This window comes from Rhizobium sp. NZLR11, from assembly GCF_019685115.1.
Lineage (GTDB): Bacteria > Pseudomonadota > Alphaproteobacteria > Rhizobiales > Rhizobiaceae > Rhizobium.
In genome coordinates this window covers 35,464-58,200 of the sequence record NZ_JABDWD010000027.1, presented here as the reverse complement: position 1 = coordinate 58,200, position 22,737 = coordinate 35,464, and the positions used below count along the sequence as shown (strand labels likewise).

General features: G+C 60.1%; 19 protein-coding genes and 1 pseudogene. 10 read left to right on the top strand and 10 right to left on the bottom strand.

All coding sequences use genetic code 11. The annotated features are described in order from the left end of the window. Positions 1-155 precede the first annotated feature (155 nt). The 6 genes from HJB83_RS30355 to HJB83_RS30330 all read right to left on the bottom strand — a co-directional run bounded on the left by HJB83_RS30355 (position 156) and on the right by HJB83_RS30330 (position 4,118). Positions 156-860, bottom strand: coding sequence for a type 1 glutamine amidotransferase domain-containing protein (locus HJB83_RS30355; protein WP_221132264.1), 705 nt, complete (start codon positions 858-860; stop codon positions 156-158). Between the two features lie 148 nt (positions 861-1,008). Beyond that, entirely contained in the window at positions 1,009-1,398 is a 390-nt protein-coding gene (locus tag HJB83_RS30350; RefSeq protein WP_012763341.1) for a tautomerase family protein, read from the bottom strand. A gap of 311 nt (positions 1,399-1,709) precedes the next feature. Beyond that, complete coding sequence (locus tag HJB83_RS30345) at positions 1,710-1,946, bottom strand: 4-oxalocrotonate tautomerase family protein (RefSeq protein WP_012763342.1); 237 nt, start codon at positions 1,944-1,946, stop codon at positions 1,710-1,712. Positions 1,947-1,982: 36 nt separating this feature from the next. Further along, entirely contained in the window at positions 1,983-2,615 is a 633-nt protein-coding gene (locus HJB83_RS30340; protein WP_221115932.1) for a DsbA family protein, read from the bottom strand. A gap of 70 nt (positions 2,616-2,685) precedes the next feature. Beyond that, positions 2,686-3,399 (bottom strand): SDR family NAD(P)-dependent oxidoreductase, encoded by a 714-nt coding sequence (locus HJB83_RS30335; RefSeq protein ID WP_221115931.1) that lies wholly within the window; start codon positions 3,397-3,399, stop codon positions 2,686-2,688. Between the two features lie 176 nt (positions 3,400-3,575). After that, positions 3,576-4,118 (bottom strand): VOC family protein, encoded by a 543-nt coding sequence (locus HJB83_RS30330; RefSeq protein WP_221132265.1) that lies wholly within the window; start codon positions 4,116-4,118, stop codon positions 3,576-3,578. Between the two features lie 765 nt (positions 4,119-4,883). Between HJB83_RS30330 and HJB83_RS30325 the strand changes: the two are divergent. Continuing rightward, positions 4,884-7,156 (top strand): annotated as a pseudogene (locus HJB83_RS30325) (FdhF/YdeP family oxidoreductase). Positions 7,157-7,866: 710 nt separating this feature from the next. Here the strand turns inward: HJB83_RS30325 and HJB83_RS30320 are convergent. Continuing rightward, positions 7,867-10,707 (bottom strand): winged helix-turn-helix domain-containing protein, encoded by a 2,841-nt coding sequence (locus tag HJB83_RS30320; protein WP_221132266.1) that lies wholly within the window; start codon positions 10,705-10,707, stop codon positions 7,867-7,869. A 250-nt stretch (positions 10,708-10,957) separates the two neighbouring features. On the opposite strand from HJB83_RS30320, the gene HJB83_RS30315 reads away from it, so the two are divergent. From HJB83_RS30315 to HJB83_RS30305, 3 genes are all read left to right on the top strand, one after another. After that, positions 10,958-11,626 carry a response regulator transcription factor gene (locus tag HJB83_RS30315; protein ID WP_221115930.1) on the top strand — a complete coding sequence of 223 codons (669 nt, stop codon included), beginning with the start codon at positions 10,958-10,960 and terminating at the stop codon, positions 11,624-11,626. A gap of 148 nt (positions 11,627-11,774) precedes the next feature. Then, entirely contained in the window at positions 11,775-12,812 is a 1,038-nt protein-coding gene (locus HJB83_RS30310) for an alpha/beta fold hydrolase (RefSeq protein ID WP_207584038.1), read from the top strand. Between the two features lie 165 nt (positions 12,813-12,977). Next, on the top strand, positions 12,978-14,015 hold the full coding sequence (locus HJB83_RS30305; RefSeq protein WP_207584037.1) for an LLM class flavin-dependent oxidoreductase: 1,038 nt from the start codon (positions 12,978-12,980) through the stop codon (positions 14,013-14,015). A 48-nt stretch (positions 14,016-14,063) separates the two neighbouring features. On the opposite strand, the gene HJB83_RS30300 is transcribed toward HJB83_RS30305, so the two are convergent. The 3 genes from HJB83_RS30300 to HJB83_RS30290 all read right to left on the bottom strand — a co-directional run bounded on the left by HJB83_RS30300 (position 14,064) and on the right by HJB83_RS30290 (position 17,182). Next, positions 14,064-14,522: a nuclear transport factor 2 family protein gene (locus tag HJB83_RS30300; protein WP_207584036.1), complete on the bottom strand. Its 459-nt coding sequence runs from the start codon at positions 14,520-14,522 to the stop codon at positions 14,064-14,066. A gap of 202 nt (positions 14,523-14,724) precedes the next feature. Then, entirely contained in the window at positions 14,725-15,951 is a 1,227-nt protein-coding gene (locus HJB83_RS30295) for a YbfB/YjiJ family MFS transporter (RefSeq protein ID WP_221132267.1), read from the bottom strand. A 145-nt stretch (positions 15,952-16,096) separates the two neighbouring features. Continuing rightward, positions 16,097-17,182 (bottom strand): nitronate monooxygenase family protein, encoded by a 1,086-nt coding sequence (locus HJB83_RS30290; RefSeq protein ID WP_207584034.1) that lies wholly within the window; start codon positions 17,180-17,182, stop codon positions 16,097-16,099. Positions 17,183-17,470: 288 nt separating this feature from the next. Here HJB83_RS30290 and HJB83_RS30285 point away from each other — a divergent pair, with 288 nt between their 5' ends. From HJB83_RS30285 to HJB83_RS30260, 6 genes are all read left to right on the top strand, one after another. Then, entirely contained in the window at positions 17,471-18,196 is a 726-nt protein-coding gene (locus HJB83_RS30285) for an SDR family NAD(P)-dependent oxidoreductase (RefSeq protein WP_221115927.1), read from the top strand. Next, positions 18,190-18,696: a RidA family protein gene (locus tag HJB83_RS30280; RefSeq protein ID WP_207584032.1), complete on the top strand. Its 507-nt coding sequence runs from the start codon at positions 18,190-18,192 to the stop codon at positions 18,694-18,696. Before HJB83_RS30285 ends, HJB83_RS30280 begins: the two co-directional genes overlap by 7 nt. Beyond that, positions 18,693-19,682, top strand: a complete 990-nt coding sequence (locus HJB83_RS30275; RefSeq protein ID WP_221115926.1) for an enoyl-CoA hydratase/isomerase family protein — start codon at positions 18,693-18,695, stop codon at positions 19,680-19,682. Before HJB83_RS30280 ends, HJB83_RS30275 begins: the two co-directional genes overlap by 4 nt. An 87-nt stretch (positions 19,683-19,769) precedes the next feature. Then, positions 19,770-20,318, top strand: coding sequence for a hypothetical protein (locus HJB83_RS30270; RefSeq protein WP_207584030.1), 549 nt, complete (start codon positions 19,770-19,772; stop codon positions 20,316-20,318). A gap of 19 nt (positions 20,319-20,337) precedes the next feature. Then, the gene (locus HJB83_RS30265) at positions 20,338-20,973 is read left to right on the top strand and encodes an isochorismatase family cysteine hydrolase (RefSeq protein ID WP_221132268.1); all 636 of its coding nucleotides are present in this window, start codon (positions 20,338-20,340) and stop codon (positions 20,971-20,973) included. Positions 20,974-21,179: 206 nt separating this feature from the next. Continuing rightward, on the top strand, positions 21,180-22,727 hold the full coding sequence (locus tag HJB83_RS30260; RefSeq protein ID WP_207584028.1) for an aldehyde dehydrogenase (NADP(+)): 1,548 nt from the start codon (positions 21,180-21,182) through the stop codon (positions 22,725-22,727). Positions 22,728-22,737: the final 10 nt, after the last annotated feature.

The window sequence follows — 22,737 nt, the reverse complement described above, 5'->3', positions numbered from 1 at the left end:
CAGGCGCAACGGAAGAGGCCTCGCATTTCTCGAAACGAAAGCCGCCATCTTCTCGGGAACCTGAAATTGGCTGTTCGGCTTGATCCTCCACGAGTACAAAAAGAGGCCGCAGATGCACGATCTACCGGCCTCTTTTTCGCTTGCCGTTGATCGGTCTAGGCGACGACGGCGGCGCCAGCTTTCAAACTGGTGAGAAGCTTGATGAGCGCCTGCGCTCCCGCGGTGGAAGATGCCGGGTTCTGCCCGGTGATCAATCTGCCGTCGGTGATAGCGAAGCTCTCCCAGTTCGCCTTCTTCTCATAGAGACCGCCGAGACGTTTGAGCTCGTCCTCAACGAGGAAAGGAACGACCTTCGTCAGTTGCACTTCCTCCTCCTCGCCATTGGTAAAACCCGTCACCCGCTTTCCCTTGACGATCGGAGCGCCTTTATGGGTGACGCGGTGAAGCACGGCCGGCGCGTGGCAGACTGCCGCCACCGGCTTGCCGGAGTTGTAAAAGGACTCGATCAGCTTGATGGACTCCGGATTGTCCACGAGATCCCACATGGGACCATGGCCACCGGGATAAAAGACGGCGTCGAAATCTTCGGAACGGGCTTCGCTTAGTTTCTTGGTGCTCGCAAAAACCTTCTGCGCGGCCTCGTCGGCCTTGAACCGCGTCATGGCGGGCGTCTGATTTTCCGGCAGATCGCTCTTCGGGTCGATCGGAGGTTGACCGCCTTTGGGGGACACGAGTGTCAAGTCGACGCCTGCATCGCGGAAGACGTAATACGGTGCGGCGCCCTCCTCCAGCCAAAAACCAGTCTTGCGCCCTGTGCTTCCGAGGGTGTCGTGCGAGGTGAATACCATAAGGATCTTCATGCCTAAGCTCCTTCCACTTTTCTGAATTTGCAGCCGATCGGCTGCACGACTGGGAGCATGTCTTGGATCAGCCGGATTTGCATGTGCACGTTAGTATCGCCGATACCTTGGTATTGGTGGACCTACCAGACCGAGAGGTGTGTGCCTATCAGAGCTCGCCCGTCAGGAACTGCGCGCTGCCCATGCCGAACGACCAGTCCTCGTCCGAGTTGATATGCAGAGAGACCATCACGTCAGATGGCGCCACGTCGCAGCGAGCCTGGAGCGCACGCGTGAGGCTTGAATAGAAGGCCACCTTGGCATCTCGAGACCTCGGGCGGCTGGTTATTTCGAGCAGTAGGAACTTCTCGGTCCGGGTGATGTCGAGCCCAGTGTCAAGCGCGCGAATATTCGACGCCTCGTGCTCTTGAAGGATCTGGTATCTGTCTCTCCGCGGAACGCCGAAAGTCTCCACGACGACGTCGTGAATGGTATCAAGCAGCACGTCGACCTCCTGTGGCGAACGACCTTTCAGGATATGGATTTTGACGAGGGGCATTGGTGTCTCCAAAATTGCCGAAAACAGTGTCGCTGAGAACTGTCCTCCTGCTAGGTGGCCAAGGCTATTGCACGATGGCATTTCCGACGCCTCGACGGCACGGAGAAGCGATAGCGGTTCCTTGCCGCAGCACCAGGCACGCCGACTGGCTGGGATGAACCCACTTCGCTCACAGCATGCTCCGCATCCTGTTTGCCGAGCTGAGAGCTTCGGCTCCTTGCGTTCAGTTGGATCCGGCCGGCGGCGAAAAACGCACACGCCGCCGGTGATCACCGGCGGCGTGCATATTCTTCCTCTGGAATACCGTGAGGTCAGGCTTTGCCTTCAGCCTTCTTCTTCCGGTATTGGACGGTTGGAAGGCCGCCCCAGCCCCAGTTGTCCAAGTCGACTTCCTCGATCACCACGTAAGTCGACTCCAGCGGCTTGTTGAGGACGTCGAGCATGACCTGGCTGACGCCCGCGATGATTGCGGCTTTCTCCTCGGGAGTTACCGACGCGCGGTCTGGGGTCGTGCCTTCACGGGTTACTTGCACGGTGACTATGGGCATTTGCTATTCTCCTTGTTCGATGACTTCGTCGATCTGCTAGGCGGCCATTGCAGCGAGGTGCTTCTCAAGTTCGTCGACATCCGCATACCCAGCGCCGACCTTGCCGAGAGTTCCAGCCTTGTTCAAGAACAAGGTCGGGAAGCTTGAAACACCCATTGCTCGCACCGTCGCGAAGTCCGTTGCGGCTTCTTCGATCGTGCTACGCTTATTCCATTCTGCCAGGAATTCCTCCGAGCTGACGGGATGACCGAGTTCGGCGAGTGCGCGAGATCCGGTCTCAGCCAGTACGGCGCCGTCCGTGGTGTCGAGCGCGTCGACGTAGAAGGCATGCTGGAATGCCCGGAAGACGCTCAGAAGATCGGCTTCCGGCCTGAGGATGCGGGCGGTCACCACTGCGCGGCACACGGGTTCCGTGTCATAGACAAAGCCTTTTCTGGCGAGAAGGCCTTCCCGGTTGAACGGCACGCCGCTGGCTTCCTCGACCATGCCCCAGTGGTGCAGTCTGAACTGCTTGCCCGCGTCGTCGAGAACGTCGGTCGCGCCCGCGCGCAGTCCACCGAGAATGATCTTCAAGGATAGGTCCGGACGTCGCTCAAGCAGCAGTCCCATTTGCTTGCCGAATCCATAGCACCAAGAGCACATCGGATCGGCGGCTAGTACAAGTTCCATTGTCTTTCCTTTCACTCGCTTGTCGGGCGCGCGGCATATCCACGCCACGTGCCCGCTTCCTGGTCGAGGCCTACCAGCGGCCGGCGTTCTGGCCACCGTCGACGTGTAGGATCTCTCCAGTGACGAAGCTTGCGCTCTCGAGGTAGATCACGGCCTCGACGATGTCTTCTATCTCGCCCATGTGGCCGACCGGATGGAGAGCGGAGAGGAACTCGTGAGTCTCGGGAGCGTGCATCGGGGTCTTGATGATGCCAGGAGACACGGCGTTCACCCGGACGCCCGTCTTGGCGAACTCGATGGCCAGTTCCTTCGTGACGGCGTTCAGACCGCCCTTGGTGAGCGAAGCGAGAGCCGTGGGGACGCTCGACACCGGCTGGTTTACGAGGCTCGTGGTGATGCTGACGATGTGGCCGGAGCCCTGCTTGAGCATCTCCCTCGCCGCCCGCTGCGTGATGTGGAAGAAGCCCGAAACGTTCACGCCGAAGTTCAAGTCGTAGTCTTCCTGAGTGAAGTCGACGAAAGGCTTTGCAGTGAACACGCCCGCGTTGTTGACCAACGTGTCAATCCGGCCGAAGCGTTGAATCGCCTCGCGGACGACGCGCTCTGCGGTCTCGGAATTGGAGATGTCGCCCGCCACGGCATGTACGCCGTCATCAGAACCCTGTTTGATCGAACGCGATGTGGCGACCACGCGATAGTTCCGCTCGCGATAGGCGCGGACCAGACCTTCGCCGATGCCCTGCGATGCACCGGTGATGATGGCGACCTTCTGCTGATTGCTCATGATATTACATCCTTTCAATTGCAGCGGTCCTTGTGTGGGCCGCCCTACGCCCTCGGCGTCGGTGCTACTGATTTAGATGCTCTCGCTCATCGGGAGAATTGCTAGGCAGCGGCAGTCACTGAACCGTTTTTCGGCATAATCGTTAGCGCGCTCGTCGGCGGTCGTGGACCAGTTCGCTATCCCCACACCGCCTTAGTTAGCTCCTTAGTAAATGCGGTATCTCCCTTGCGCCCCGGCAGGCGGGTCGTGATCTCCTGAACAGTCCACTCGTTTCCATCCGGGTCATGAAAAATGAAATACGATGCGTAGCTTTTCCGCTCCGGATTCAGTCCAGCCGTGATGCCCACGCCGTTGGAATGATGAAAAATCCCGCCAACGTCATGGAATGGTTCGCTCGTTTCGACGCCTCGGGATGCGAGATCGGCACGTGCTACCGGTAGATCCGAAACAACCAGGTGCAATCCCCGCGATGAACCAGCCGGGGCCGTGGTTATGTTCTGCCCGAACATCACGGAGCATCCAGATCCAGGCGGAGTGCACTGCACGATACGGTAGTCGTCGCCTTGAAAATCAATATCGAAACGCCATCCGAGTGCTGCGTAAAAACGTTTGCTTCGCTCGACGTCGGAGACGGCGATCACCGCAAGCTCGAGCGTCATCGCAACACCCGAGATGGTCTGCGGGGCTTCCTTGCTGGATGGTCTCAGTTCGCTATCCATATCAGTGCTCCTTTGAAATGATCGCCGACGGATCCTTAAGGTGGCGACGTGGCCCAAGCTTATAAACTCGCACCACGCCCGCCATTGCACTTAGGTATCGCCGGCCTGGGCGCGAGCAGGACGCCGTGGGTGGGATGTACGACACCATCGTACCGTAGCACCGTCGAGCGGACGAAATCATCATAAGCATCCGTCGCGTTAGGCGCCCAAGGCTGCGGCGAAACCCATCGGTCATTCCAGAACAGGCGAGTCAAATGGCAAATACGACAACAGTAGCCGAACCTTCCGAGCCCCCGCTCAGCACCGCAGGAGAACTGCACGAACGAGGCAGGCACCTCGACCTTGCGATAGAGGCCCTTCGTACCAAGGTCAGAAACAGAGAAGCCACGGGCTGGTTTGCTTACAAGCACGAAAAAGCACGCGGGCCAGAGCGGCCCGCTTCCTAAGGCTGTTCGAGCATACACGACCGTGGCCGTGGCCAGCGAACGCCCAATACCAAAGTGCACTTATGGGGACTGCGCGGACCGGTTAGCTTTACTCATCGCCCACCCCTCCTGGGCGATAAGCTCTCAAGAGCACTGCGCTCCAGCACTCCTCCCCTCTGCCGGAGCGCGCGGATCCGCCAAGGTCCGCCAAGGCCGTCTCCACCCGCCCGGAGACGGCCTTTTTTTGAAGTCACACTTCCTTGGCAGGCGTCGCGCACGTTCGCGGGGATCTGGCGATCAATATCTATCCGACCATGCCACCAGCGATGAAGGAACTATCATGAAGAGCAAACGTCCGGACGGAATCAAACGTTACGACCACCCGGCCGGCGGCTGGGACGCGCTTAAGGCCGTCGCGAAGACGCTTGCTCACCAACAGATTGTCGCGCAAGGCAGCAAAACTCTACTAAAGGCCAACCAGCCGGAGGGATTCGACTGCCCAGGCTGTGCATGGCCCGACCCCAAGCACACGTCGTCGTTCGAATTCTGCGAGAATGGCGCCAAGGCGATTACGTGGGAATCCAGCGGACCGACGCGGAGTTCTTCAAGCAGCATAGCGTGCCCGAGCTCTGGACGTGGGCGGATCATGAGCTCGAAGACGCCGGCCGCCTGACTCTGCCGTTGCTGTACGACCCAGGCACCGAACACTTCGAACAGATCGCGTGGGACGCCGCATTCGCGCTGATCGCAGTCGAGTTGAACAAGCTCGACGATCCGGACCAGGCCGAGTTCTACACCTCCGGTCGTGCCTCGAACGAAGCAGCGTTCCTCTATCAGCTATTTGTTCGCGCCTATGGCACCAACAATTTTCCCGATTGTTCAAACATGTGTCACGAGGCTACCAGCGTGGGGCTTCCGAAATCCATCGGCGTTGGCAAGGGAACCGTCACGCTCGAAGACTTCGATCATGCGGACGCGATCTTCAGCTTTGGGCACAATCCAGGCACGAACCATCCGCGCATGATGTCGACATTGCATGAGGCGGCGCGCCGAGGCGTTCCAATCATCGTCTTCAACCCCCTGAAGGAGCGCGCGCTTGAGCGGTTCGCCGCACCTCAAGATCCGGTCGAGATGGTCACCATGTCCTCAACGCCGATCGCTTCGGCCTACCATCAAGTCCGTGTCGGCGGGGATCTGGCCGTTTTGAAAGGTATAATGAAGGCGGTGCTCGAACGAGACGTAGCAAGTCTCGCCGCGGGCGGCGCCGGCATACTTGATTGGCCGTTCATCGATCAACACACCTCAGGATTCGACATCCTACGTGCGGATATCGATGCTACCACTTGGCAAGAGATAGTCGCTGTCAGTGGCCTAACCCGGCAGGCCATCGAGAGCGCGGCCAACGTCTACGCGAATGCGAGGAACGTAATTGTCTGTTATGGCATGGGCATCACACAGCACGCCAAGGGCACGTACAACGTCCAGCAAATCGCGAACCTCCTGATGCTGCGAGGAAACATCGGTCGAGAGGGTGCGGGAATCGCGCCCATCCGAGGCCACTCCAATGTGCAAGGAGATCGGACGGTAGGAATAACCGAAATCCCCGACAAAGCGCTTCTCGATGGCATGGAACGCGCCTTTGGTTTTCGCCCGCCGAGCGACAAAGGTCACAACGCCATCGAGGCCGTGGAGGCCGCCATCGATGGCCGAGCGAAGGCGCTGATCTGTCTTGGCGGGAACCTCGCGGTCGCGATGTCCGATTCCGGGGCCACATTTTCGGGCATGCGGAGCCTTGATCTGGCCGTCCATATCGCAACGAAGCTCAACCGATCCCATCTGCTGACGGCGAAAACCACTCTCGTTCTGCCATGTCTCGGACGGACGGACCGCGATATCCAGGCATCCGGCCGCCAAGCGGTCACTGTCGAGGATTCGATGTCCATGGTTCACGCTTCGCGAGGGTTTCTTCACCCACCTGGCGAACTTGTCCGATCCGAGCCGGCGATCATCGGAGGGATCGCAAGAGCTACGCTTGGTGACCGCTGGGAGGGTATGGTAGCGGACTACGACCGCATCCGCGACAAGATCGAGGAGGTGTTTCCCGACTTCCACGAATTCAATACTCGTGTGCGCAAACCGGGCGGCTTTAGACTTGACGTCGCTGCTTCATTTCGCCGGTGGAACACGCCTGAGCGAAAGGCGAAGTTCCTCCCGTCTCCCGGTCTCTCCGAGGATACGCCCGCCGAGAGCGAAGGCGCCTTGATGCTGACGACTATTCGAAGTCACGATCAATATAACACCACTATCTACGGATTGGACGATCGTTATCGCGGCGTATTCGGTCGGCGCGACGTGGTTTTTATGAATGCGGAAGATCTCGCGGGTCGAGGCCTTAAGGACGGCGATCGCATGGAGGTACGAGGGCTCATTGGCGAGGTCGATGACAAGCATCTCGTTAGCGGTTTCACGGCGGTAGCCTACGACATTCCGAAGGGTTCCATCGCGGGCTACTATCCAGAGATGAACGTCGTCATCTCGCTCCGACACTTCGATCGCCAGTCCGGTACGCCGTCCTACAAGGGAGTGCCAGTCAGGGTGAAACTCGCAGATTGACAAACACCGAGACGGCTAGAGGCGTAAGTTTGTCATGCAGGTCTGCCTCAAGACCCGCGAACCACGCTGATCGCGAGTAGGTGCCTGAGCCTCTCTTGCTCGGTCACTCCGTTCTGGTACCACCAAAGAAGGCCCCTCGCCGCATCCTCGGCTTCGGCGCTTTGTCTATCGTACTGTCGGTTCTCGCAATGCTCCTTGAGCAGACCACGCATCATGGACACGTGCTCCGAGCTTAGCACTGCCCCGCACATGCTGTAATGCAGCTTCATCATATCGGCGCCCTTGATGCTGTAGGTTATACAGGATTCGACGGATTGCAGCCGGCCCACACAGGTGAGCACGTAGAGAGCGATTTTTCCCCGCCTAAACGGGATTCACCGGACTGGGCAGGTACCCAGACGCGGATCGGAGCCGCTGGCCGCTGTATCGACACCAGGGCGCCAACCAGAGCTGCCATTGCAAATAATATTGCGACGCCTGGGAAGATACTGCCCGACGGCTTGCGGTTCCTGTGAGACATAGTGTTCTCCTGACACCCGCCGACAAACGGCCTGGCTAGGAGCCCAGTATGGCAACCAGCAGAGAGGGAAGCTGTTGCACATAGGTATTGCCAATACTTTCGTATTCCCAGGCTTCGTCAACGAGCGGGCAACAACGTGGCCGTGCAGTTTCGAAGCCGCGTCGAAGCATCAGTCAAAGATCTACGAAGCTCATTGCTTCGCGCCGAGCAACCTCTTCGCCTGCAAAAGTCGAGGGGTAGACAGTCCTTCGCGGAACCGCTCGTAGACGGGACGAAGGATTTCTTGTGCCGCTCGAAGATCACCGCGGCTGGCCAGATATTCCGCGTAGCTCATGCCCGCTGTAAGTTCCCAATACAAACCGCCTTGAGCGGATGCTCTTAGGCCAGCCTCCCGAAAGAGGTCTACGGCTAAGCTCTCATTCGCACCTTGTGCTGCGATGATCTCGCCTTTCTTTCGTAGAAGTTCGGGCATTATCCAGCGGTAGCTTTTTTCCACTGAAAATTTCTGTGCTCTGTCGATCTCCAAGAGCGCCTCGTCCAGACGTCCGGCCGCCTGCAACGCGGCTGCGAGTTCACACATGAAAAACGGATAGAACAGTAGATACGAGGATTCTTGCATGTCTCGAATGCCGGCTTGAAGAGCGTCGATCCCCTCCGCGGGCGAGCCTGAACGCGACGCCAGGCTGCCTCGGACGCATATGCCAACTGCGTAGAACGGTTTCAGACCATGCTGCAGTGCATGTGCAGTGAGTTCTTCGCCCCAGTGTCGTGCTCGCGCTTCGTTGTCCAGACTGAGTGACACGAAGGCGGACGCCCAGGCCAACGCGACGCAAAATACGAATGGTTGCTTGGTTGCACGGGCTTCATCGACTGAGTCTTCGGCTGCTTGAGAAGCCACCTCCAATCGACCCAACGAGATCAAGTTGACGGTGTCATGAGCCATTGAGGACGTCCGAATGTCCGCCCCGAGCCTGAGCATATCCGTACGACGATTGTTGGGCGGCGAATTCCTCGCCGCCCAATCAAGTCGGTCATGAGCTTCCACGTGGTGAGCCTGATAGGTCTGCGGGATGCCCGACAGCCAAGCTGCCGTGGCGCGTGACCTTGCATCGCCTCCGCCAGCGCCTCTCCCGTATTCCTGCGCGTAAACAAGCGCATCATCCAACTCCACCGATCGAGCGCTAAAAAGCCAGAGGGCGCAAGTAACGCGTTGCCGGTAGTCCTGGTCATCCAACGTTTCAGCGAGTGTTAGGGCGCGTGCGAGCACCGCTCTACCTTGCTCGCTCATACCCTGCGTATAAATCATCGCGAAGCCCAGGGCGCACTGTAGGACCAGTTCCGTACGTCCCCCCTCCTCTCCTTCGAGGCAGGAGAGCGCCTTTTTAGCCCATTCGCCTGACTCGGACACGAGCGAGGTCGCGGTCCAGAAATCGGAGGCAATTGCGGCGAGGCCTGCTCCGAGCTTTCCATCGCCCTCTGGAGAAAGCGCCCAAGTCAAAGTGGCTCGGAGATTATCGATCTCTCGGCGATACGGCCCCAGACCATCGATTGCCAACTGCAGCGAGTCTTCACTCGAAAATGGCTGAAATAACGAACGGAAGAAGGCCGTGGTCCGCCTCATCGTCATTCGATAGTCGGTGCCCCCTCCAAGCTTTTCCCGCGAATAGACCCTCACCGTCTCCAGAAGACGCCACCGCGGGGCTGCCTCCGTTCCGTCGAAGGTCACCAACGATTTCGTGACGAGGTTCGAGAGCCCTAGTGCGGTCTCTTCCTCGTCCTCCCCGCTGGCGGCCATCGCTGCCTCCAAGGTAAACCCTCCGGGATATACGGAGAGACTATGCAGAAGGCGACGCTCTCCTTCGGGCAATAGTTCATAGCTCCAATCGAGCGCGGCCCGAAGCGTGCGGTGTCGAGGCAAGGCAGTACGGCGTCCGCCGGTCAGAAGAACGAAACGGTCATCCAATCGGCCGGCGATCTGTTGAAGCCCCAACGTGGCAGCACGGGCGGCGGCGAACTCTATGGCCAGGGGAATTCCATCCAGATGCCGGCAAATACCCGCGATAATCGAGACCCTGTCCCCGCTCGTCGTAAAGTCGGACTGCAACGCCCTCGTTCGGGCGACAAACAACTGAACCGCACTGTGCGTTAACGCATCACCAACCTTTTCGTTCGCGGGCACATCAAGCGGGGGAACACGATATGTAAACTCCCCCTCGATCCTGAGAAGTTCCCGACTCGTTGCGAGAACCGAAACGTTCGGGCAGGCGCGCAGCATCGCCTCGACCATCTCGGCAGCGGCATCGACAACATGTTCGCAGTTGTCGATTAGAAGCAACATTTTCCGGTTACCAATTGCCCGCGCAACGAGCTCGGCAGAGACGTCGTCGCCTTGAAGGCGCAGATCGAGAGCCTGTGCAAGTGTAGTGGGAACAAGATTTGGATCCGAGAGGGAAACCAGCTCCACAAAGAATGCATCCCCATCGATCGTCGGCTGCAGGCGGCGGGCGACTTCGGACGCGAGTACGGTTTTCCCGATCCCACCGGGTCCCGTCAGGGTTACAATTCGATAGGCCGACATGAGCGTCACGATATGAGAAATTGCAGCCTGACGGCCGATGAGCTCGGACGCCGCCGAGGGGATGTTAGTAACAAAATCCTCTCGTTCGCTCGACCGCACGAGCGTGGCGAGCGTCGGATCGGCAAACCGCTTTTCGGGTTCCGTCCACTCGCCGAGTAGTCGATATCCGCGACCGGACACGGTACGCAGCAAGTCTCGGTCCTTTCCAAGCGCACGCCTTATTGCAGAGATATGAACCTGGAGGGTGTTGTCCTCGACGACCATTCCAGGCCAGACGCGCTTCATCAGCTCGTCTTTCGTGACGATCCTACCCGAAGAAACTGCAAGTGTTTCGAGGATTTCGAACGCGCGACTGCCGAGCGGTACCGGAGCGCCCATCGCACGCAGCTCTCGCTTTTCGAGATCAAGCTCCCATCCGGAGTGCTCGAAGAGGCCTATCTCAATCTGTCCCAAAGCGACCCGAATCTATCTGGTTCAACCGCATCGATAAAATCACAGAGGGGCAGATTGCGCCAAGGGCACTTCAACAACTGGTAAGGGAATACTTCAGCTTTTTTCAGGATCTCTCACACCACTTAAGTCGCGAACGCATGCGTGCTGGTTTAAAAATCGCGGAGCACCTTCATTACGAGGCAGCGTGAAGCATTCATAACAATCTCCCAGCCGCAGCACGTCGCGTGCACGATCGATGAGGACGAATGGCATGTTCCCCACAAAAAAACCGACTGATCTCTCGACAATGGCGACAACACTCTGCAGCGATGCTTTGGTCGCCGTATTGGATAACGGCACCGAACTCGATCCCAATTTGCATCTACATATTTCGGGCATGGGCCGGCAACTACAACGGTTCACCTCAGCGCACGACTTGCTCAGCGGTGCCCAATCTGGATGCTTCAACTGCATCCTTGTTGACGCAAGCATGGCCGATCTGCCGGTTTCAGATCTAGCGCGATTGATTTGTTCTTACGCCGTCCACTGCCCAATCATCGTCGTCACCCCTAGCGGCAGTCCGGCCACGTCTGTTGCCACAACCAGATTCCGGGTGACCTTCCTCCCCAAGCAGGATGATCCCGCCGTAATTGCGGAGGAGGTAAACGCATCTATTCGTGCGTTCAACGAGGCGAACCGTTTGGAAGCCTATTTTCTCACGCTGACACCGCGAGAACGGCAAGTCATGAAGTTCGTGGTGGAAGGCTTGCTGAACAAGCAGGTGGCCTTCAAGTTGAACATTAGCGAGATCACCGTCAAAGCTCATCGTGGCCGGCTCATGAGAAAGATGAACGCCAGAACACTTCCTGACCTTTTGTATATGGCCGCAAGGCTCGGCCCTGCGTCAGGCTCCGTCGCGAACGAACTTTCGGCGTTCTGAGGCGCCGCAGCGCCTCCATGTTTAAGCACGAGCCGTAGCTGACCCGACACCATTGGACAGTAGCGCATTTCTGCCATCTGTCTGAAATGGACTCGCAAGGGCCTGTCGTGCGGCAGGCATTCTACAAGCGATCTTTGGAGACACAGCCATGAGCAACTCAAACAACGCGACCTGGACACGCCGCTCCTTTGGCGGAGTGGCACTCGGGCTGACGGCCGCAGGAATCCTCGCAGGGCGCGTCGAAGGTGCCGAGCAAAGCAAAAGGCCGGTACGGCACAAGGGTATGGGCCTGGTTGCCGACAAGCGTATCGACGCCGGAGACCTGAATGTCGGATACGCCGAGCTCGGTCCTGAAGACGGCTCGCCCGTTATGCTGTTCCACGGCTGGCCCTACGACATCAACGCCTTCGCCGAGGTGGCGCCTTTGCTCGCGGAGCGTGGTCATCGTGTGATCGTGCCGCATCTGCGCGGATACGGCAGCACCAGGTTCCTGTCCGATGACACTATGCGGAACGGCCAACAGTCGGCGCTTGCTGTCGACGCCATCAAGCTGATGGACGCCTTGAAGATTGAAAAGGCGACGGTCGCCGGGTTCGACTGGGGTGCGCGGACCGCCGACATCGTCGCAGCGCTCTGGCCAGAACGATGCAGGGGTCTAGTATCCGTCAGCGGCTATCTCATAGGGAACCAAGCTGCTGGAAAGGCGCCTCTGCCCCCAGCCGCGGAGGTTCAGTGGTGGTATCAGTTCTACTTCGCCACGGACCGCGGTCGCGACGGCTATGAAAAATATACGAACGACTTCGCCAAGCTGATCTGGCGTCTCGCCTCGCCGCAGTGGAAGTTCGACGACACGACCTTCGATCGGAGTGCAGAAGCATTTACCAATCCCGATCACGTCTCGATCGTCGTTCATAACTACCGCTGGCGGCTGGGCCTGACGGAAGGTGAAAAACGGTTCGACGAATTCGAGACCAGGCTTGCGGCCGGTCCCGAGATCCATGTGCCGACGATCACGATGGAGGGCGACGCCAACGGAGCGCCTCATCCGGATCCCAACGCCTACGCCACAAAGTTCAAGGCGAAATACGAACACCGTCTCGCCGCGGGCGGGATCGGCCACAATTTGCCGCAGGAGGCGCCCGAGGCGTTCGCCAAGGCGGTAAGAGATGTCGATTCCTGGGCGTGAGCAACCGGGGTCCCGACGCGCTCAATTATCGAAAAAATCGATAATCTCCATCCGAAAAATCACACTGGCGAGGCATCGCCTAGTCGTTGAGATGGGAAGCGCTTCCGCCGGGCAGGCGTCGGAACGCCGTGGCTCCGGGTGCGAGCTCCTTGAAAGGATTCAACTTTGGAAATCGGTATCGATAGTTTTGCGATGCTCCTGCCCGACCCTGACACGGGTCGCCTGCAGTCGGCCGTCGATCGCATGGAGAGCGTACTTTGCGAGGTGGAGCTGGCGGACCAGGTCGGTCTGGACGTCTTCGGAATGGGCGAACACCACAGGGAAAACGCGCTTGATTCCGCGCCCGCCGTGATACTTGCCGCAGCGGCGGCGCGCACCAAGTCGATAAGGCTGACGAGCGCCGTCGCCGTCCTTAGCGCCTCCGATCCCGTCCGGCTTTTCCAGGAGTTCGCAACGCTGGACCTGATATCCCGCGGACGAGCGGAGATCGTGGTCGGTCGTGGCTCTTCCGTGGAGGCATATCCCCTGTTCGGCTTCGACCTGAGGGACTACGATGCGCTGTTTGCGGAAAAGCTGGACCTACTGCTCAAGATCAGGGAGCAGCCCAACATTAAGTGGCAGGGCCGGTTTCGTCCTGCGATGAATGGCGAGGGTGTCTTCCCTCGTCCGCATCAGCCCAAATTGCCAATCTGGCTTGGCGTTGGCGGCACGCCCGAATCCTTCGTCCGCGCAGGCTCTCTCGGCCTCCCGCTGATGGTGGCCATCATCGGAGGGAGCTTCGAGCGCTTTCTGCCCCTTGTCGAGCTCTATCGTCGAGCATGGCTCGTCGCCGGGCATCCCGCTGAAAACCAGCGGATAGGCGTCCACGCTCTTGGCTTTGTCGGAGAGACCGACGAGGCCGCAAAGAAAGCGTTTTTCCCCGGCTGGTTCCAAATGTTCACGGACGCCGGAAGAGAGCGCGGCTGGCCGCCGCCGACGCAGGCTCAGTTCGAGCATATGTGCGGGCCGGTTGGCGCATTCCTCGTCGGCAGCCCGCAGACGGTGGCTGCCAAGATATCCCATGTTAACAGAACGTTGGGAGGAATTGCTCGAATCACTTTTCAGATGAGCACCGCCGCGCTCGACGCGGAAGCGATGCGTCGTTCGATCGAGCTGCTGGGAACCGACGTCGCGCCTTTGGTGCGGGAACAGCTTCGCGACTAGCGGGTGCGCGTCGCGCGGAGCGCCGACGTTTGCCGGCGCCCCATCTCTTCAGCCGAAGATCAGTTTCTGATAGGCAGCCAGCATCTGCGGATCCTCGACGGACCCATGATGGTGAAGCTGTCGCCAACCGCCGTCCTTGCGTACAAACCACCGGGTCGTCCGGAAGGCGACATCAAGCGTCTCTGTCGCCGTCTGACATACTCCGCGTTCGCGGCCGACGAACAGATGCCACTCGTCGCCGCCCTGACTCGTGAAGTCGTGGAAGGTCACCTGGACCTTCGTTTTTCCCTTGAAGAGCTTTGAATACCCGTCGGCGATCTGGTCCCAACCGCGGCGGATGCCGCCGATCGGATTGTCCATGCTGGGATCCGAGCCGCCGAGCCAGACCTGTTCCAGCCCTTTGAGATCGCCAGCGTTGAAGGCTCGATAGAATCGTATCAAAGCATCCAAGGCGCTTCCATCGTCCTGCGCCGTCTCGCCGCCGTTAACTGTGAGATGCCGGTCCATTGATTTTCTCCGTACTTCCTCAAAGGTGGCTGACGCACTTGGAAAGCATGTAACTCTCCTCGTACTGGCCAACTTGGTTTACCCGTCTCTACGTCAGGGCAGCATGCGCAATCGATACCAACCCTTCTATTGTACGATGGTGTCGAGCATAAATTTGGAGATACGCGACGATCGCATCGGAGAAGATAGAAGCGCGTGATTTTCAAGTGGGACGGACCGAGCGCCCTACGGTCCTCGCATTCCGCTCGCTTGGAAACAGCAGGATCATCGCAACATAGATCGCGGCGCCGACTACGAGCGCAATGCTGGCGACGGCAAGCGCGAGATCGAACCCGGCGTCTACGTTCACCACATGCCTCATGATCACTCCTACGGCAGGCGGCCCCATGATCTGTCCGATCGCGAACACCGCCGTCAGTAGTCCCATGTAACGCGCGTGGTGGCTCGATCTGATCCGCCTAACTTCGTTCATGGCGAAGAAGCTGATCGCAGTGAACGGCAGGCCTACGAGAACGCTGCTGAGTGCAAGACCGAAAGCGTCCTGCCAGATAACCGACAGCCCCACCCCGACCGCCTGCACGAGGTATGCGGCAATCAGATGGAGCCGCACGTCGGCGCTATGCTCCACGCGCGCCGCCAGCAGCGATCCGACGACTGCCGCGACCCCGAAAAACGGCCAGAAGACGGTGAGCAAGGGTGAACCAGGAATGCTGTTCTTCGCGATCACCGGAAGATAGGTCGCCGTGACGATGTAGCCGAAGCCGGCCAGCCCGTATGCGATCGCAAATAGAGGCATTTCCGATTTCGGCACCTTGCCGGAGGCGCGCGTCGGCGCCCCCACCGAATAGGCGTCGGATGGCTTCGCGCTCTCGCCGAAGGTCTTCCAGATGATCCCGCTGATCGTGACGGAGATCGCGGCGAATATCAGCCAGGCGGTGTGGCCGGACAGCCCGAGAATGGTCATCCCGCTGGCGGCCAGCCCGGACACGGCGATGCCTGCGCCGGGTCCCGTGAATATGGCGCTTCCGATCGAGCTGCCGGTTCCCGAAAGCTGGGCGAGACACCAACCGGAGGTGAAGACGAATCCGATCGCCGAAGCGACGCCCGCCAAGAACCGAAGAGCGACCCAGGCCTCGGCGTAGGGCGCAGACATCAGAGCCGTAAGCAGAACCGTGGCCACTAGTGTCAGGCGTATGACGAAGGTATGGTCCCACCTCTTGGGTACTGCCATCGCCGCCAATGCACCGACCAGGTAGCCGACGTAGTTGGCAGTCGCGAGTCCTCCGGCTCGCGAAAGATCAAGGACGCCGTCGTGTAGCATCATCGGCAGAATTGGAGTGAATGCGAACCGCCCGACGCCCATGGCGATGGCGAGGGACGCCGATCCAGCGAGCACGACCCCATATGGGCTGGGGCTGTGTTTAGACATGACGCTGTCCTTTGTTCGACTGGAGTATGTCGCCACGAATTCGCGCGACGGCTGCTCCCCTTCAGGTAGATTGGTCGAGGTCTGCGTGAACCGTCAGTCTGCGGCAGGCTGTCTGCCGGGATCCGCAAGGATCTGCGGGATGCCGTCAGGTAGGACTGCGGCGTGCGATAACGTCCAACGCGGATTGGTAGAGCTCTCGCGTCAATTCCTCGGCACCAACTTTCAAAGCAAGACGGGAGGCCTGCCCCGACCAGAGGTTCGTAAAATCATTCCTCGACTCCGCCTCGGCTTTTGCTCTGATGGGAACGAGAGCTCCTCCGGCAGTTGGAAATGCAGGCACGGCATCTGAGATTGGACCTAGATCGCGCATCAGACGGTTTACGATGCCTCTCGCTGGACGGCCGGTAAAAACGTTCGTTATCGCGGTGCTGTCGTCTCGGGCCGAAGCCAGCGCCTCTGCCTGAACTGCGGGAATCCTCGCCTCAGGGCAGAACAGGTAGGCTGTCCCGACCTGGACGGCGGAAGCTCCGAGCATCAGGGCGGCGGCGACACCTCTCCCGTCGGCGATCCCGCCGGCGGCGATGACCGGCACCCGCACCGCGTCGACCACCTGGGGCAGGAGCGCCATGATTCCAACCTGTGTCGTCATGTCCTGGCTCAAAAAATTCCCGCGATGTCCGCCGGCCTCGAAACCCATGGCGATGACTGCGTCGACGCCGTTTTTTTCGAGCCAGACGGCCTCAGCCACGGTCGTGGCGGACGATATGATCTTCGCGCCTGTCGCCTTCACACGCTGCACCAGTGATTTTTCGGGCAGCCCGAAATGAAAGCTCACGACCTCCGGTTTCAACTCCTCGACCACCTCGCAAAACGAAGAGTCGAATGGTGCACGGCCCGCCGTGGCGATCGGCGCGGCGGGGTCAAGTCCTGCGTCTACGAAGTAGGGCGCCAGCAGGGCTCTCCATCGCATCTGCGCTGCCAGATCTTCGGCGGGGGAAACATGTGAGAAGAAGTTCACGTTCACAGGCGCGTGGGTAGCGCCGCGGATCTCATGGAGGGCCTGACGCAGCCCCTCGACGTTTAACTGAGCGCTTGGGAGAGACCCCAGACCGCCGGCCTTGGCCGCGGCGACGACCATTTCGACCGTCGTGGCTCCGGCCATCGGCGCCTGGATGATGGGAAGCTCGATTCCAAACAGGTCGAGAATTCGGCGATCCGGCCAGCGGGTCATGTGGACTCCTTGTCATGCGTGACGTTGCAACGCTGATACCTCCGGCCACGACCCGCGTCTATTGGACCTTGGTGTCCTGAAGAGCGACCCAATCCGAAGGTATTGGGAACACCTTGGTACAATATCGGGTCCCGATTTTCGGCGCGATTGTCGTGGCAGAGCGGACGACGGCGCGACCGCCGGGAAGCTCCCGGCCGATGGCTGGATCAACGCATCACACGAGGAACAAAGCGACCGACCGCCACCTGGCGGACGAAGGGTACCCGCGTCGCCACAACGGAGGCAGGCATGAAGGTGCATAAGACTGTTATCATCACAGGCGCGTCGCAAGGGATCGGAGCCGGACTCGTCAAGACGTTCCTGGACAAGGGCTGGAACGTCGTCGGAACCTCTCGGAACATCAGCGAGAGCACGCTTTTCGACCGTGCGGGGCGATTGGAACTGATCAGCGGCGACGTCGCGGATCCGAAAACCGCCGAGCGGGCGGCGGCGGCGGCGATTGAGCAGTTCGGCTCGATCGACGCACTCGTGAACAATGCCGGAGTGTTCTTCACCAAACCGTTCCTCGAATACACCATCGACGATTTCCGGCGGCTGTGCGCGACGAACGTCGAGGGATTCCTCCATTTCACGCAGCGCGCGATCGGACAAATGCTGCGCCAGAAGTCCGGCGGGAGCGTCGTGACGATCACGTCGTCGCTGACGGACCATCCGATTGCCGGCGTGACCGCGTCGCTTCCAATGGTTACCAAGGGCGGCCTCAACGCCGTCACCAAGAGCCTGGCGCTGGAGTTCGCCAAGGACAACATCCGCGTCAACGCCTTGTCTCCGGGGGTGGTCGACACTCCTCTCCATGCGAAAAACCCGCGGTCCTTCCTCGAATCCTTGTCGCCGATGGGGACTATCACGGCGGTTCAGGAGATCGTCGACGGCGTCGTCTATCTGACGGAATCCTCAAACATCACCGGGGAGGTGCTGCACGTCGACAACGGCGCACATCTGGGCAAATGGTAGTCGCGAGCGCTGAGGCGCGCATCAAGGAACTGGCGATATGCCTCCCGAAGGCGCCCACGCCATTCGGCGCGTATGTCGAAGCGTTCCAAAGCGGCTCGCTGCTTTTCCTAAGCGGCATGCTACCGGTCGCCGGACATTTGCCACTCTATACGGGCCTCGTCGGCCGCGAGCTGTCCGTCGCCGAAGGCTACGACGCGGCGCGGGCGGCCTGCCTTAGTGGTCTAGCCGCCGCGCAGTCGCAGCTAGGAACGCTGGACAGAATTCGATCGGTCGCCAAGCTGGGCGTCTATATCGCCTGCCCTGCCGATTTCCATGAACACCCCAAAGTCGCCGATGGAGCGTCGGAGCTATTGCTCGACGTGTTCGGTCCCGCCCGGCTCCCTCCCCGCATCGTCCTCGGTGTTTCCAGCATACCGCTTGGAATGCCGGTCGAGATCGAACTGGTCTTCGAGATCGGGCCAGCGTTTGCATCCCAAACCCAAGAACGGAGCCAGCCATGAAGGTCAGACAACCTACCAGGACAAGCGCAATCGCGATGTCGTCGAAAGCCCTTACCGCCGCGGCGCTACTGCTGCTTCCGGCGCTCGCCCTATCCGGTCAGACGAAGGTCGCCGAACAGGTGGACCGCGGTGCGGTCGTCAAGGCCCACGCAGGTCAGGAACATGCGCAGATCAAGGTGGACAAGCGGACGCCCGCCTACTGGCGTGTCACCTTCGACAATCCGCCCTTCAACATCTTCGGACCGGAGACGATCCCTCAGTTGGAGAAAGTGGTGGCCGCAATCGAGAGCGATCCCAATCTTAGAGTCGTCGTTTTCGACAGCGACGTACCGGGGTTCTTCCTCACCCACTACAACTTTACGCCGCCCCTCGCCGAATCCACCAGCCTTCCCTCTGGGCCTACGGGCTTGCACCCCCTGCCCGACATGCTGGTTCGCATCAGCAAATCGCCGGTCGTTTCAATCGCGCTGATCCGCGGCCGCGCGACCGGCGTCGGAAGCGAGCTTGCTCTCGCCAGCGACATGCGCTTCGCCAGCCGTCAGAAGGCAATTCTCTCACAGTGGGAGGTTGGCGCTGCCCTCGTCCCCGGCGGCGGCCCCATGGCAAGACTACCGCGACTGATGGGGCGCGGTCGAGCGCTCGAAGTTCTTCTCGGATCCGACGACATCAACGGCGATCTCGCTGAGGAGTACGGCTACGTCAACCGCTCCTTCGACGACGACAAACTCGATCCGTTCGTAGACGCCCTCGCGACGCGAATCTCCGGCTTCGACCGACAGGCCATTGCGGACACCAAGCGGCTGGTCGATTTCGCGAGCCTTCCGAGCGATCCCGAGATCGCCGCCGGCTGGGACGCCTTCATCACGTCGGTCCAGCGTCCGGCGGCGCAGAAGAACATCGGACGGCTGATGGAAATGGGCCTGCAGAAGGATCCGGACATCGAGGCCAAGCTCGGACACTACACGCAAACTCTGGCCGACCAGTAGGCCGAGACGGTGCCCGCGTGGCGAGCGGCAGGTCGCGCGCGGGCATCGGACATCCTTCAACGCACTCAACGACAATGGAGATATCCCATGCACAGTCTCGAACACCAGATCGTCGATTCAAGCTTTTCGGCCATCATCAATGCGCCGATCGAGAAGATCGACATCCCGACGTGGTGCTTCAATCTTCCTGAAAAAGAATATCAAGGCTGCTCGCCGGCCCACATCGCGGCAGGCTTCACCACCGCGGCCGACGGCACGCGGATGTCGATCAACGTCGAGACGATCGGCGGCAGCCTGATGGTCCAGCATTACCATGAGACACTCGGCGAAAAGGATCATCTCATCCTCGACTCCGATTCCGACGTCTTTACGCCCAACGGCCGGGTCACCATCCACGTCACCTGGGAACTGAGTGTGAAGAAGCTCGATGCGAACCGCTGCGAATTCACCAACCGCGTCCAATCCTTTGCAACGGACGAGATGATCGCCTTCCTCGATCGCCAGGGCATCCCGTTCGAACTCTTCCGAACGCAGCGACAGCCGATGTCCATCGCCCACAACAAAGGCGAGACGCCGCTGTTCGCTGCGAGCATTGAACGCGCAGCCCTGAAGAACTCCGCGACGAAGGCGGCCTGATCCGGCGAAGGAGAACATCATGACTGACCTATCCTTCGATCGAAGCAACACCGGACTGCTGGTGGTCGATCCCTACAACGACTTCATTTCTGAGGGTGGCAAGATCTGGCCGCGGATCAAGGAGGTCGCGGAGGCGAACAACTGCGTTCCACACATGCTTGAAGTGCTGACCGCCGCCCGCGAAGCTAAGCTCCGGGTGTTCTTCGCGATGCATCATCGCTACCGGGCCGGAGACTACGAGAACTGGAAGTACGTGGCGCCGATCCAGCGTGCGGCCTGGCACCGCAAGAGCTTCGAGTTCGGCACGTGGGGCGGTGAGTTCCGTGCCGAATTCGTGCCCGTGGCCGGCGAGGTCGTCGCATCGGAACACTGGTGCTCAAGCGGCTTCGCCAACACCGATCTCGATCTCGAGCTGAAACGGCACGGCATACAGCGTGTTATCGTGATCGGGTTGGTGGCCCACACCTGCATCGAGGCGACCGTCCGCTATGCGGTCGAGCTCGGCTACGACGTCACGGTCGTCAAGGACGCGGTCGCCGACTACTCGCCGGAAATGATGCACGCAGCCCTGGCGGTCAATCTTCCGAGCTACGCCAGTGCCATCGTCGACACAAAGGAAACCGTGGCGGCGATCGCTCTCACCCAGACGGCGTAAGGTCGACGCCGTTGCCAACAGCCATCCGGCGCGCGTCCTACCACACGCCGGATTTCTGACATCGAAAAGTAATACTATTTGCGCTTCGGGGGTTGGCACGTGCTTCGCCGAACCTTATTTGAATTCGACAGCCAGCCGCGGACGCCTCGCATCACTCCCCCATTTTGTTGGAAGGCGGCCCGCTCATCATTTCGAAAGGATCCACGATGACACTCTCAGGCGACCTTCTTATCGGCGGCGCAAACGTGCGCGGTGCCGCCTCAGCGTTCTTCGCGACCAATCCTGCGAACGGCAACACCATGGAGCCGAACTTCGCAGGCGCGACGAAGGAGCAGGTCGAGCAGGCCGCAGCGTTGGCCTGGGACGCCTTCCCGGCCTACAAGGAGACGTCGCTCGAAGATCGGGCCCGCTTCCTGGAAGCGATAGCGGAAGGAATTCTGGCCCTTGGCGACGAACTCGTCCTGCGAGCGATCGACGAGACGGGACTGCCGCGTGGCCGCATCGAAGGAGAGCGTGCCCGGACGGTCGGACAGCTTAGGCTTTTCGCGAAGGAGGTCCGAGACGGTGCTTTCCAGGACTTGCGTTTCGATCCCGCCGACGCCGACCGCAAGCCGGTGGCGAAGCCCGACCTTCGGCTCCGCAACATCGCTCTCGGACCGGTCGCAGTGTTCGGGGCGTCGAACTTCCCCCTAGCCTTTTCTGTCGCTGGCGGCGACACCGCCTCTGCCCTCGCAGCAGGATGTCCGGTGATCGTCAAGGCGCATTCCGCCCATCCCGGAACCTCCGCACTCGTTGGCAAGGCCGTCGTTGACGCCGTCGCGGCATGTGGGCTTCCGTCGGGGACTTTCGCGCTTTTGTTCGACGCAGGATTCGAGGTCGGCCAGACCCTTGTCGCCGACCATCGTATTCGCGCCGTCGGCTTCACCGGCTCGCGCCGTGGCGGGACAGCGCTGATGAAGATCGCATCGGAGCGGAAGCAGCCCATACCCGTCTACGCCGAAATGAGCAGCATCAACCCCGTCATCCTCTATCCGAACGCACTATTCAGCCGGGGCGCGGAAATCGGAAGATCGTTCGCGGCTTCGCTCATCCTCGGCGCCGGTCAATTCTGCACGAATCCTGGGCTGATCATCGCCATCGAGGGTGCGGGCCTCGACGCCTTCGTCGATAGCGCGGCGGCGGCCTTGGCGGAAGCGCCGGCTCAGACCATGCTGACAGGCGGCATCTGCGAGGCGTATCGAAAGGGCGTTGCAAGGCTTGCGTCGTCACCATCCGTATCGCAGGTCTCTGTCGGGAAGGACGGAACGGCTCATCAGGCCTCGGCCGCGCTTTTCCAGACGACGGCGGCTTCCTTTCTCGCCAATCCGGAGCTTCAGGAAGAAGTTTTCGGCGCGGCGGGACTGATCGTTCGCTGCAGTGACCACGACGATCTGCGCAGGGTCGTCGAATCCTTGGAAGGTCAGTTGACCATCGCGCTACACGTGGATGCCGAAGACGTCGTCGCCGCCTCCAAGATGATCCCGCAGTTGGAACTTCTCGCCGGACGGCTCCTCGTCAACGGCTTCGGGACGGGCGTCGAGGTCTCCCCGGCGATGGTCCATGGCGGACCTTATCCGGCGACGTCGGACGGAAGATCGACGTCGGTAGGCACATTGGCGATCTACCGTTTCCTGCGCCCGGTGTCCTACCAGGACTTCCCGGCAGACCTGCTTCCAGCTCCACTCAAGAATAGCAATTCCGCCGCTCGCGTGTAGACGATAAACT